Source organism: Candidatus Hydrogenedentota bacterium, from assembly GCA_018005585.1.
Classification (GTDB): domain Bacteria; phylum Hydrogenedentota; class Hydrogenedentia; order Hydrogenedentales; family JAGMZX01; genus JAGMZX01.
On record JAGMZX010000006.1, the window covers coordinates 20,869 to 33,628 of the forward strand.

The window sequence follows — 12,760 nt, forward strand, 5'->3', positions numbered from 1 at the left end:
AAGATAGATGGTGGAGCTGAACGGGATCGAACCGTCGACCTCCGCAATGCGAATGCGGCGCTCTCCCAAACTGAGCTACAGCCCCATCAGCGGAAAAGAATGATAGCAGAGCGGCTCTTGCCAAATCAAAAAGAATGGAGCACACGGTGCGACCATGTGCCCGCGAATGCGATTCGCCGCTCGATGAGCGTTGCTGCGGACCGCATGGACAACGGCAACGGCAAATTCCCTCTTTCCACGAGTATACGCCTTCGGAGGAACGCGCCCCGATGACTTGCCTGTCCGCGCCGGTTCGGGCACACTAAGGGCATTCGCAAGGTGAAATACAGAGCACGCTGCGGAGTGTTCCCTACTCTAAGGATAGCGCCCACAAATCATGGCAGAGGCAACAGTCGATGTTAGCGTGGTGTTTCCTTGTCTGAATGAGGAAGCGACCCTGGAGTCCTGTCTGCGCGCCGCCCGGGCAACCCTGTCCACAAGCAGCCGTAGCTTCGAACTCATCGTTGCCGACAACGGTTCCACCGACCGGTCACTCGCTATCGCCGCTGAGGAGGGCGCGCGTGTCGTGCCGGTTCCCGTCCTGGGTTACGGCAACGCCCTGCGCGAGGGCATGCGTCACGCCGCCGGCAGGCACTTCGTATTTCTGGATGCGGACATGTCCTACGATTGCGGCGACATGCCGGAGATCGTGAAGAAGCTGGAAGAGGGTGCGGACCTGGTCATCGGTTCGCGTTTCCGGGGTCAAATCGATCCCGGCTCCATGCCCGCACTTCACCGAATGCTCGGCACGCCCATGATGACGAAGCTGGCGAATGTGCTTTTCGGTTGCGGTATCACGGACATCAACTGCGGCCTGCGCGGCCTGACGCGCGACGCCTTCGCCCGCCTGGACCTGCGCAGCGAAGGCATGGAATTCGCCTCCGAAATGGTGATCAAGGCCGCGCAGCGCGGCCTGCGCATCGAAGAAGTACCCATCCATTTTCACGCGGACCAGCGGAACCGCGCGCCGCACCTGAGGTCCTTTCACGACGGCTGGCGGCATCTGCAGCTCATGATGCACTTCTGCCCGCTGTGGGTCTTTGTCGGGCCGGGCCTGTTCCTCGCCGCGCTGGGCGTGGGCGCCATCGTCTTCCTGCCTGCTTCCGTCAGCGGTCTGATTACCTACCTTCTCACACTGGTCTCCGTCATTGCGGGAGTTCTCATCTTGCTGCTCGGCCTCACCGCGCAAGGCCGGGTACGCGGCTCGAAATACTTGTTCGACCAGTATCCGGCCCAGCGTTTCCTCCGCAAGTGGGTCAAGGTCGAGAACGGCCTGCTGCTGGGCCTCGCCGCAATCGCGCTCGGCGCGACGCTACTCGCCGCGGGCGCGTTCCTGGGCTTTGAAAGCGCCACCCCGGACGGCGCCGTCGTCATACAAGTCGCGACGCTCGCGGCGCGCATGGCGTTGCTCGGTTCGGCCGTGCTCATCTGCGGACTGCTCGTGTTCTTCACCTGCGTCTATATCGGGCTCTTCGGCATTCGCGTTGAAGAAGACACGCACGCGGGTTCCTGACGCGCACGAACACGACATCCCTTGATTATGCTACGATGCCCCCGCTCCTCAGCCATCGAACTCGGGACTCCTGTGCGGACGTGGTCTCTTTGAAACGACATATGCGCCTGCTGGCGCTCCTCTTGCTCGCCTGCGTGACCATCTACGGGCTTGCCACCTTGTTCAGCGGAGATTGGCGCGCCGCGCTCGGGTATTGGCGCGGCAAAGGCGCCCTCCTGCTGTTTGCCTTGTTGCTGCAACTGGCGGACATCTCCATCGATTCGCTGCTATGGTGCGTGCTACAGCGCGAATCGGGCGTTCGCGTGACGCCGCGGAAGGGTTATCTCATCTTCCTCACCGGCTACGCCGGGCTGTTGCTCCCTATGCAGATGGGACGAATTGTGCGCGCGGACCTGGTAGGCCGGCTGGGTCTGGGTCGCACGAGCGAAAGCATAAAAGGCGAACTGGCTCACATCTACCTGGTCTTTGGTGCGGCCGCGGGCCTGCTTGCCGGCGTGACCGCTTCTCGTCTGCACTGGGCGCTGGCGCCGTTCGGCGTGAGCATGGCGATCTTGGGCGCGCTCTTCTTCGCGGACCGGCTATTCGCGTTGCTGGCAAGTACGCCGGTGCGCATGCCCGACGGTTTCTGGCGGCGGCCGGCCGTTATTGCCGTGGCCTTCTTCGCCATGATTGGCTGGTGCATCAACGGCACCATCCTGTATTTGATGGTGCGCGGCCTGCCGGGGGATGTCCAGTTCTGGCAAACGCTCATCATCGCGCCGGGGAATGCGGTACTTGGCATGGCCACGGGCCTGCCCGGCGGCATCGGCGCCGTCGAGGGCTTGCTCGGCGTTTCGCTGCGCCTGCTCGAGGTTTCCGGCGGCCAGCTTGCGTTGGCTGTAGCGTCGTTCCGGCTCGTAACGTTCTGGTTCTGGGTACCGGTCGGCTGGCTCTGTCTGACCTTGATGAACCGGCGCATTCCCGCCACGCCGGCTGCAGCAGCGGACTGACCGTTGCGCATGGCGGGAATGGGGTCGAGAGCCGCCCTTATGCTATTCTTCGCGCACAAATGCAGGTGACGTGAGACGATGCTCTGTCTGGGAATCAATGAGGATTTCTTCGACGCGGGCGTGGCACTGTGCGACGGCCCGAATGTGCTCTTTGCCGCGAACGAAGAACGCTACACGCGGCGCAAAGACGAGGGCGGATTCCCCCGCCTCGCTTTGCACGGCCTCTTTGAGTACACCGGTATAGAGTGCAGTGCGGTGGAACGCATCTACATTTCGGGAATCATGACGCCCCCCCTCCCCATTCGCATGCTCCCGTTTCTGCACGCATGGCGGTTCAAAGTACAACGCCGCAAGAGCGATACGCTTGCGCGCCGGCTCATGGATTTCGCGGCCTACGCTACCCCGTTGTCGCACACGAGCGAAGAGGCGAACGCGCGGCGCTGGGTACGGCGTCTGCTGCCTTGGGCCGCGCGCCGGGCCCTGCCGCGCGAACTGCGCCATAAGCCCATTATTCACGTGGACCACCATCGCGCTCACGCCGCGGGCGCATGGTGTCTCTCCGGATTCGAGACCGCCCTCGCCGTCACGGCGGACGGCATGGGCGACGGCGTCTCGCTGACCGTATCCCGATGTACTCCGGAAAAGGGTGTCGACCGCCTCTGGGCCGCATCCTCCCTGGACTCTTTCGGTTTGTTCTTCGAGGCATTGTGCGAGGGGTGCGGGTTCATGCCCTGCCGGGACGAGGGCAAAATCACGGGCTTGGCCGCATGCGGCGACCCAAGGCGTGTAACGGAGCCAGACCCGTTCCAACTGACGGAAGGCCGGCTGCGCTACGCCGGCCCCCATGGACGGAGAGGCGTCGCTTGGGCCCGGGACACCCTGCTGCGGCGCTATTCCCGCGAGGATGTCTGCGCATGGGCGCAGTTCCTGCTTGAAAGCCATCTGACCGAGGTGGCGCGGTGGTGGTTGCGCGAGACCGGCGAGAACCGGCTCGTTGTCGCCGGCGGCGTTTTCGGTAATGTAAAACTGAACCAGCGCCTCCACCAACTGCCCGAAGTGGAGCGGCTCTTTGTCTATCCGAACATGGGAGACGGCGGGCTTAGCTTGGGCGCCATCTGTCTGGGCGAGAGACTCGCGCCGAGTGCGGCGCGGAATGTTTTCTGGGGCGAGGATTATCCCGATACCACCCTGGAGCAGGCGTTGCGCGATTCGGGGCTGCCCTTCAAGCGCGTGTCCGAACCCGAAGCCCGCACCGCGGACCTGCTCAACGCGGGCCATATCGTCGCGCGCTACACCGGACGCATGGAATGGGGCCCGCGCGCGCTCGGCAACCGGTCCATTCTCGTGCGCACTACCGACCGCGTCGTGGTCGACCGATTGAACACGGCATTACGGCGCAGCGATTTCATGCCGTTCGCACCGGCGCTCCTCGCCGAGGACGCGCCGCTCTATTGCGACAGCGTGGAGCCGGCGCGGCACAGCGCGGAGTTCATGACCGTCTGCTTCAACTGTACGGACCGGATGAAAGCGGAGCACCCGGCGGTGGTGCATGTGGACGGCACGGCCCGCGCCCAATTCGTGCGCGCGGAGGCCAATCCCACGTTTCACCGTGTCCTGACGGCATACAAACGCCTTTCCGGTTCGAGCGTGGTCTTGAACACCAGTTTCAACATTCACGAAGAGCCAATCGTGCGCACGCCGGCGGAGGCGGTGGCGGCGTTCCGTTCCGCGCGGCTGGACTATCTTGTGCTCGGGCCGTTTCTGGCCTCCAGCCAACATCCCCTGCCATGATATTATGCCCGCGCTCCCTGCCTTGGCCGCCCGAACATGGGTGTACTATACTGTCCGCGAAAAGGCCGGCTTAGCGCCGCATACGCGCCCGTCGCGCGCGCGGCGGAACGTTGTCTTGCCGGTCTGGAAACGCAACCATGATTGCCATCGTAAACTACGGCGTGGGCAACCTGGATTCGGTGCTGCGCGCTTTCCGGAAATGTGAAGCCGACGCGGTTATCGCGACGGACCGGGCGCAAATCGATGCGGCGGACCACGTCGTCTTGCCCGGTGTCGGCTCGTTCGCAAAAGCCATGCATTTCCTTCGGGAAAGCGGCTTGCTCCCGGTCATGGAACGCAAGATTCTTGAAGAAAAGACCCCCTTGCTCGGCATCTGTCTCGGTTTTCAGATGCTGACCCGCCACAGCGAAGAGGGCGACGCGTGCGGTCTGGGCTGGATCGACGGGGAAACGCGCCGGTTCCGCTTTGACGATGGACTGCCGCAACCGAAGGTCCCGCACATGGGCTGGAACGAACTGGAACGGAGAAAATCAAGTCCGCTCCTCGACGGCATTGCGCCCAAAGCGTGTTTCTACTTCGCCCACTCGTACTGCGTGCATTGCAGCGATGAGAATGCGGTCCTGGCGACATCGGAGTACGGATACGAGTTCGTCTCGGCTATCCACAAGGACAACCTGTTTGGAACCCAGTTCCACCCGGAGAAGAGCCATGCCAGCGGCCTGCGCCTGCTGCGCAATTTCATAGGATTTGGCGGCGATGCATAAGGTCCGTATCATACCGGTGCTGCTGTTGCGCAACTGGGGGCTCGAGAAAAGTATCCGTTTCGGCACCCCCAAGTACGTTGGGTGCCCAATCAACGCGGCGCGCGTTTTCAACAAAAACAACGTGGACGAACTGGTCCTGCTCGACATCATAGCAACCCGGGAAGGGCGCGGGCCTACAATTGAGATCGTGCGCGAAATCGCAGACGAGTCGTTCATGCCCTTCACGGTTGGCGGCGGCATCCGTTCCGTGGACATGATGTGGGAACTGCTTCAGGCCGGGGCGGACCGCGTTGTCGTGAATTCCGCAACCATCGAATTCCCGGGTCTCATTGCCGAGGGTGCGGAGCGCTTCGGCCGTCAGTGCATCGTTGTCTCGATCGACGTGCGGAGACATGAGAATGGGACCTGCGAGGTGTTCACGCACGCGGGAACGCGTGCAACGGGCCTCGACCCGGTGGAGCACGCGCGCCGCATGGAGAGCGCCGGGGCGGGCGAGATATTCCTGAACTCCATCGACCGCGACGGGACTATGGAAGGCTACGACCTGGACCTGATCCGCCGCGTGGCCGACGCCGTCTCTGTCCCCGTCATTGCGTGCGGCGGCGCGGGCAACGTGGGCCATCTCGCGCAGGCAGTATACGAAGGGCACGCTTCCGCCGTGGCGGCGGGCGCCTTCTTTCTCTTCTACGGGCCGCGGCGGACGGTGCTTATCACCTATCCGAAGGACGAGGAACTGATGCGGTGCTTCCAGCCGGGCCATGTGCGGCTGAAAGACCCTGCGGCGCACATCGATATGCGGGCCGCGCGTATCTGAGCGAGAGACAGGAGCAGTGATGACCGAAAAGAGACTGTGTTCGCGCTGTGTGATGGACGAGGAAGTGCCGGGTTTCCGGTTCGACGCGCAGGGCGTCTGCAACTATTGCCATATGCACGACAAACTCGAGCGCATGTATCCCCGCGGCCCGGAAGGCGAACGCATCCTGCAGAAAATGGCCGCGAAGATGAAACGCGCGGGCCGGGGCCGCAAGTATGACTGCGTCGTCGGCGTCAGCGGTGGACGCGACACATCCTTCTGCCTGCACTACTGCAAAGAACGCCTCGGCCTGCGGCCGCTCGCCGTCCATTTCGACAACGGCTGGGATTCCGAGATGGCCAAGACAAACCTGGCCAGGCTGTGCAGCGCCCTCGACGTCGACCTGCACACCATCATCATGGATTGGCCGGAATCGCGCGACCTCACCAATGCGACGATCCGCGCGTGTGTCCCCTATATCGACCTCACGGATGATGTCGGCATCGCGAGCGCCTTGTACCGCACCGCGGCGAGTGAAAACGTCCGCTACATCATCTTGAGCCATTCGTTCCGCGAAGAGGGCATCACGCCGCTGAAGTGGAACTACATCGACGGACGCTATACACGGGCGTTGATTGAGCGTTTCGGCACAATGGAGTACAGGCAGTTCCGCAACGTGGACCTGCACCACATGTTCTACTGGGCGCTTATCAAGCGCATTCACGTCGTGAATATCACCAATTATTACGATGACGTGGGGGAACACGTGGAGGAACTGCTGGCCGAGCGATACGGCTGGGTCGATACGGGCCAGCACCACATGGACAACGAGATGTTTGCGCTGGTTTATTATTATGCGCGGCACAAGTTCGGCTTTGACTGGCGCGTCGTCGAGCTGTCGGCCAAGGTGCGCACGGGCGTCATCACCCGGGAGCAGGCCCTGGAAGCGCTTGCGCAGACCCCGTACTTCGAAAACGAGTCGCTCGTGAACTACGGCCTGAAGAAACAGGGATTCTCGCGGGAGGAATTCGACGCGATTCTGAAAGCGCCGAACAAATACTTTACCGACTATCCCTCCTACTATCCCCTGCTGCGCCTGTTCCGGCTCCCCATCAGGATTCTCTGCAGGCTGCACGTCGTGCCCGCGCACGCCTACGAGAAATTCTTCGAGGCCATCTGACCGAGAAGCTGGTCCGACACGGCTCGGTTACTTTGGAAGCGCGTCGAGGGCGCGTCGCGCTTCCGCGAAACCCGGCTCGAGAGCCAGCGCCTTCCGGAACATCGCGCTTGCCTGGATATTCTCCCCCGCTTTTGCAAGCATGGCGCCAAGATTGTAGTAAGCCCTGACGTAATTCGGGTCGATTGCGATCGCCCGTTCATAGGCTTCGACGGCCTCGTCCGCGCGCTTCAGACGCAACAGCGCATTCCCCAGATTGTTGAATACGTCAGGGTTGTCCGGTGCGTTCGCGGCGGCCTTCTCATACTCCGCGACCGCTTCCTCGCAGCGGTCCTGGTCCATCAGCACGCCCGCTATGTTGAAATGGGCGAATTCATCCTGCGGATGTATGGACAGCGCCTTCCGGTAACACGCGACAGCCTCGTCCCGGCGGCCCTGTGCGCGATAGAGATTGCCCAGATTGTTCAAGGCAAGCGGAAACTCCGGGGTCAGGCGCAGCGCTTCTTCATAGTGCGCGAGCGCCTGCTCGCGATTCCCGGACTGCGCATACTCGTACCCGAGGCTGTTGTGAATGTTCGCGTCTTCCGGTTTGATCTCGAGGGCTTTCTGATAGGCCGCAATCGCCTCGTCGTGACGGCCCAGCGCGCCCAGCGCCGTGCCCAGGTTGTTCAACGCGAGGACGAACGTGGGCATCATGTCCAGGGCCTTGTTGTAGTACCCGATGGCCTTTTCCCACTCGCGGTGCTTCGCCGCCTCGTATCCAAGATTGTTGTAGATGACGGGGTTGTTTGCGTCGACACGCAACGCGGCTTCATACATCCGCACAGCGTCTTCACTGCGCCCGAGTTCCGAATACAACAACCCGAGATCGTTTGGCACGAAAGAATTCCGAGGGTTGTTCACCATCGCCTTCTCATACAACGCGATGGCTTCGTCATAATTCTTCTCCCGTTCGGCGATCTTGGCGAGGTTGTAATGGGCATATTCGTCGGCCGCCCGCGCTTCGAGCGCCTGACGGTAACACGTCTTGGCGCCTTCCAGGTCGCCTTGCCGGAACAGGACATTCCCCCAATTATTGAACGCGAGCGAGAAGTCCGGCGCGATCGCGACGGCCTGTTTGAAGTGATCGATGGCTTCCTCGGGCTTGCCCTCGCTGTCAAGCAGCAATCCAAGGTCGTTGTGGGCGCGGGCGTCGCCTGGATTCAGGCGCAGCGCCTGGTCAAAACGCGCCTTCGCCTCCTCGTTCTTGCCCTGCGCAGCCAACTCGCGTCCCATCAGGTAGTACACGTCCTGATTATCGGGATACATGTTCAAGACTTCCTGATAACGCGCCAGCGCCTCGTCGTACTTGCCCTGCGCCGCGAGCAGCTTGCCCAGCTTGCTCAATACATACGTGAATTCCGGCGCCACGCGCAGCGCTTCCTCGTAATGGGCAATCGCCTGCTCCGTCTCCCCTCGCTGAGCCAGCAGTTCCCCAAGTTCGTTGTGCGCGCGGGCATCATCGGGGTTCAGCCGGATCGCCTCTTCAAAGTGCGCAATGGCATCGTCTGCCCGTCCCTTCTCCGCCAATTCCCGGCCGAGCAGGAACTGCACATCCTGGTTCTTCGGGTCAATCGCGAGCGCCTCCTGATAGTACTGGATGGCCTCGTCGTAACGGCCTTGCGCGGCCAGCAGGCGGCCCAACCGGTCCAGAACGTGTCCGAACGTGGGCGCCGCCCGGCGCGCTTCGAGATAATGCCGCATGGCGTTTTCGAAGTCGCCGCGTTCGGCGCAGATGTTTCCCATTTCGTAATGGGCCCGCGCATCATCGGGATTGAGCCGCACCGCCTCTTCAAACCGCCGCATGGCTTCGTCCGTCTTGCCCTGTGCGGCCAGTTCACGGCCAATCAGGTAGTAGATGTCCTGCAGGGTCGGGCTATCCGCGACACCCGCCATCTCAGCGAGGGCTTTTTCGTAACGGGCCAGCGCCTCATCATAGCGCCCCTGCGCGGCAAGAATGCGCCCGATCTTGTCGAGCATGTACGTGAACTGGGGCGCAAGCCGCAACGCCTCCTCATAGTGCGCCATCGCCTCTTCGGGCTTGCCCTGCTTCTCCAGCAATTCGCCCAGTTCGTGATGGACGCGCGCGTCGCTCGCATTCAGCGCCAGCGCCTGCTCGAAGCGGGCCATCGCTGACTCGGTATCGCCTCGCGCCGCGAGCGCACGGCCCAGCAGGTAGTACATGTCCTGAAAATCGGGATTTAATCTGATTGCCTGCTCAAGCTGCGCGACAGCCGCGTCGTACAGGCCCGCTTCCGTGAAACCGCGGCCCAGCCGCTGATACATATAAGGAAGGGCCGTGCCCAGTTCGAGCATCTTGCGCCCTTCTTCCGACGCTTTCTCCAACTCGCCCGTGCGCAAATAGGAATCGGCGCGCTGATACCGCCACCGGGCAAGGTCGGGCTCGAACGGCGTCCACGACACAGAACAGAGCCCCACGAACAGCGCCAGCAGAACCGAGTGCACCATGGCGCGGACAGGCTGCCGTTCACGCCACATCCGGGTGATGCGCCAGAGCCCGTATGCGCCCGCGAGCAGATAGAACGGGATCAGAGGCACGCGCGCGCGCCCATTGACAAAGAAAGGAAGAAAACTGACGAAATACACCGCAATGAAGGCGAACAAGAGCGCCGTCGCCTCGCCGGCACGAACGCTTTCAGGCGATTGCGGCTCGGGCAAGCGACGGCGGAGCGCGTCCGCGAGGAGCACAATCGCGCCCAAGAGGAAGAGGCCGCCTGCTATCGGAAAACCGGGCAGCATCTTCAGCGGCCAGTAATGCTGCCGTTCATACGCGACCACCTTGTTACAGGTGATCTCGATGGGAGACCACATGAGCAGGAATTTGCGGGCCAACAGTTCCAGGGTGCGCCCGGGATTCGACTTGATATAGTCGACCGCCTTCTTTGTGAAGTATTCCGATGCCTGCGTATGAGAAATGTTCTCGATACCCAGCTCGCGGCCCACGCCCCGGACCACGTTCACATAGTCCCGCGCCGCGAAATTACCGGTGCCCTCAAGTTCCTGCAGGTAGGGCGTCCACGGCGTAACACCGTCGCTGTACTCGCAGTTTCCGATATACAGGTTCTCGCCGAAATAGGTCGAGATCGGCACGAGTTCTCCGGAAGCGATGTAGTTCCGGACCGTTACCGGCAGTATCGTGAGGAACGTAGCCAGCGCGAGGCCCACCCACGATGCGGGTATCTTCTCGAGCCGCCGCCGCCGGAAAGCGATCCAGAGCATCCAGCAGGCGGCAATGGGGCCAAATGCCAGGATGTTCGGACGCATCAGCGCATACAGGCCAAAGAGGACCCCGGCGAGCGCAGCGCGCACGAAGGCAGGCTTGCGCGCCCACAGCAGCAAGACGTGCATCAGGCAGGGCAGCAGAAAAACGAAAACGACCGGGTCGTTCAGTTCCCCTTCCCAGTAAATGAGGACCCAGTAGACCGCCATCAGCAGCGCGGTGATCAACCCGACGGCGGCGCCGTACACCGTCCGCCCCAGCAGGAACATGAGTACGATCGCGCCCAGCCCGAACAGCACGTTTACGATACGCGGAGCCACATAGCTGCCGTCCGTAAAGAAATAGATGACCGCAAGAAAGTAGCCATGCCCCGGCGGACGGAAAAACGGCGTCGTGAGCATCTCCGGGTCGGTTGCGCCCGACGGCACTTCCCAGCGGCCTGTCACCAAGCCGCGCGCGAAGTAGTCCTGGACCTCGGGGTCCTCCTGCGGCGCGCGAAAATCCGGAGCATTGACAATCTGGCTCAGGAACCAGATGCGCAACGCCGCCGCCAAGACCAGGATGAGGGCCAGTGCGCCCCATTCACTCCGGTACCAGGCACGCCTTCGCACCGGCGCCTCCCCGGCTGCGCCTGGATGCTCTTCCGCACTCTGATGCTCAGATTCCATAGGGAACGTGAATCAAGATACCATAGAAAGAAGGAGAGAGTCCGCTTCTTTGCGCGGCCCCTCTCCGAACAAGGACAAGGTCCTGGGTTCCAGGACGGCCCAATGCGCCCGGGAGTACCTGCTGCCGGTCACTGTCATCCTGCAACTACAGCATGTACACGAAAGGCGAAACCACGGTGCTTTGCCCGGCCAGGAAAAACAACGCGCCCAGCAACAACAGAATGACTATAATGGGCGCGAGCCAGAATTTCTTGCGAACCCGCATGAACGCCCACAATTCGCGTAACGCTTCCATGTACGGCTCCTTAGACCATGCGTTCGTTTTCTCTAATAACATTATAGGTTTTGGGGCCAATCCCGGTCAACTTCCCGCATTCGATGGCACACCGGCCTCCAGGTCTTCCAGGCGCTCGCGGGCCGCCTCAAATGCCGGGTCCGCATGGACCGCGTTGCGGTAACAGGCCGCCGCCGCTTCCGGACGCTGCGCCGCGATGAACAACTCGCCCAGGTTGAACCATGCCCGCGCATGGCCCGGCACGACGCGCACCGCTTCCCGGAAATGCTCCGCGGCGCGTTGGAGTTCGCCTTGGCGGTAGTAAACAAGCCCCAGATTGCTCAACAGGTTCGCGTCGTCGGGGTGCGCTGCCAGCGCCCGCGCGAGCACGGTTTCCGCGTCGCTGAACCGGTCCTGTTCCAGTAGCAGGATGCCCAGATTGTTCGAAGCCAGCGCGGAAAACGGGTTCGACGCCAAGGCCGCGCGATACTCCTGTTCCGCTTCGAGCAACGCGCCGCGCCGCGCCAACTCAAAACCGAGATTGTTGCGGGCAAGGCTGTTGCGCTGGTCGGACCGGACCGCGCGTCGATAATGGCGCAACGCCGTGTCAAAGTCCGCCCGCCGGGCCGCCGCGTAGCCCAGGCGCAAATGCGCCTCCAGGCAGTCCGAATCCGCCTTGAGCGCGCACGCGAACTCCTGTTCCGCCTTGGCAGTCCTGCCTTTCGAGTCAAAGGCAATTCCCCGCTCCACATGCCAGCGCGCCAAATCCGGCTGATAGGCAACGATAGCCGTCTGACACAGTAGGAAAAGCAGGGCCGTAGCCGCCGCCGCGGCCCCGAGCGAGGTCCAGCAACCCCGCAACGCCAAGCGAACGAGAACGCTCACGCCACAACCGCCAAGCAACGCGAGCACAGGCAACACTGGCACACGATACCGTGCCGTGACGAAGAACGGCAGCACCGACAGGAAATAGGCGAACGCAAGCAGCATCGATGCACGTAAGAGCTGCGGCGCCGCCCGGTTTCCTCCCCCGGGTACGCCAAAGCAAAACAAGACAAACAGACCGCCCACGGCCAGCCCCAGGAGCACGGCGAAACCCGGCAGCGTTCGCAACACGCGCGACCGCAACCGTTCAAGAGCCACTTCCTTGCTGTCGGAAACCTCCGCGGGCCCCAAGAAGAATGCCGCCTTACGGGCAGTCAACGCCAAGGCTTCGAGGGGTTCCGACCATATAAACTGGAGGGCGCGGTCATAGAAATACCGGGATGCCGCGGCGAAATCGAAGGAGGCGTCGCCGCGCTTCAACGCCATGCCTCGAACCAACTGGGGATAGCTGAAACAGTTCCAGGTGTCCAGGCCGCTCAACGCGCGCAGTTCTGGTATCTTGGGCGAGACGCCGTCTGATTCCGGGTTGTTTCCAATATAGGCATTGACGCCCCCGTAGTACGAAATGAACACGAAGTCTCCGCTCA

General features: G+C 62.2%; 9 protein-coding genes and 1 tRNA gene. 6 read left to right on the top strand and 4 right to left on the bottom strand.

Annotation, left to right across the window (positions count from 1 at the left end):
* Positions 1–8: 8 nt before the first annotated feature.
* Positions 9–85 (bottom strand) — tRNA-Ala (locus KA184_01850).
* Between the two features lie 291 nt (positions 86–376).
* On the opposite strand from KA184_01850, the gene KA184_01855 reads away from it, so the two are divergent.
* The 6 genes from KA184_01855 to KA184_01880 all read left to right on the top strand — a co-directional run bounded on the left by KA184_01855 (position 377) and on the right by KA184_01880 (position 7,069).
* Positions 377–1,552 carry a glycosyltransferase family 2 protein gene (locus tag KA184_01855; GenBank protein ID MBP8128295.1) on the top strand — a complete coding sequence of 392 codons (1,176 nt, stop codon included), beginning with the start codon at positions 377–379 and terminating at the stop codon, positions 1,550–1,552.
* An 89-nt stretch (positions 1,553–1,641) separates the two neighbouring features.
* Positions 1,642–2,541: a flippase-like domain-containing protein gene (locus KA184_01860; GenBank protein MBP8128296.1), complete on the top strand. Its 900-nt coding sequence runs from the start codon at positions 1,642–1,644 to the stop codon at positions 2,539–2,541.
* Between the two features lie 78 nt (positions 2,542–2,619).
* Complete coding sequence (locus tag KA184_01865) at positions 2,620–4,332, top strand: hypothetical protein (GenBank protein MBP8128297.1); 1,713 nt, start codon at positions 2,620–2,622, stop codon at positions 4,330–4,332.
* Positions 4,333–4,469: 137 nt separating this feature from the next.
* Complete coding sequence (gene hisH / locus KA184_01870) at positions 4,470–5,096, top strand: imidazole glycerol phosphate synthase subunit HisH (GenBank protein ID MBP8128298.1); 627 nt, start codon at positions 4,470–4,472, stop codon at positions 5,094–5,096.
* On the top strand, positions 5,089–5,910 hold the full coding sequence (hisF, locus tag KA184_01875; protein ID MBP8128299.1) for an imidazole glycerol phosphate synthase subunit HisF: 822 nt from the start codon (positions 5,089–5,091) through the stop codon (positions 5,908–5,910). The genes hisH and hisF overlap by 8 nt, the downstream gene beginning before the upstream one ends.
* 19 nt (positions 5,911–5,929) lie before the next feature.
* Positions 5,930–7,069 (top strand): N-acetyl sugar amidotransferase, encoded by a 1,140-nt coding sequence (locus tag KA184_01880; GenBank protein ID MBP8128300.1) that lies wholly within the window; start codon positions 5,930–5,932, stop codon positions 7,067–7,069.
* A gap of 27 nt (positions 7,070–7,096) precedes the next feature.
* On the opposite strand, the gene KA184_01885 is transcribed toward KA184_01880, so the two are convergent.
* The 3 genes from KA184_01885 to KA184_01895 all read right to left on the bottom strand — a co-directional run.
* Positions 7,097–10,957, bottom strand: coding sequence for a tetratricopeptide repeat protein (locus tag KA184_01885; GenBank protein ID MBP8128301.1), 3,861 nt, complete (start codon positions 10,955–10,957; stop codon positions 7,097–7,099).
* Between the two features lie 202 nt (positions 10,958–11,159).
* The gene (locus KA184_01890; GenBank protein ID MBP8128302.1) at positions 11,160–11,309 is read right to left on the bottom strand and encodes a hypothetical protein; all 150 of its coding nucleotides are present in this window, start codon (positions 11,307–11,309) and stop codon (positions 11,160–11,162) included.
* A 66-nt stretch (positions 11,310–11,375) separates the two neighbouring features.
* On the bottom strand, positions 11,376–12,760 hold a 1,385-nt coding region (locus KA184_01895), incomplete at its 5' end, for a tetratricopeptide repeat protein (GenBank protein ID MBP8128303.1).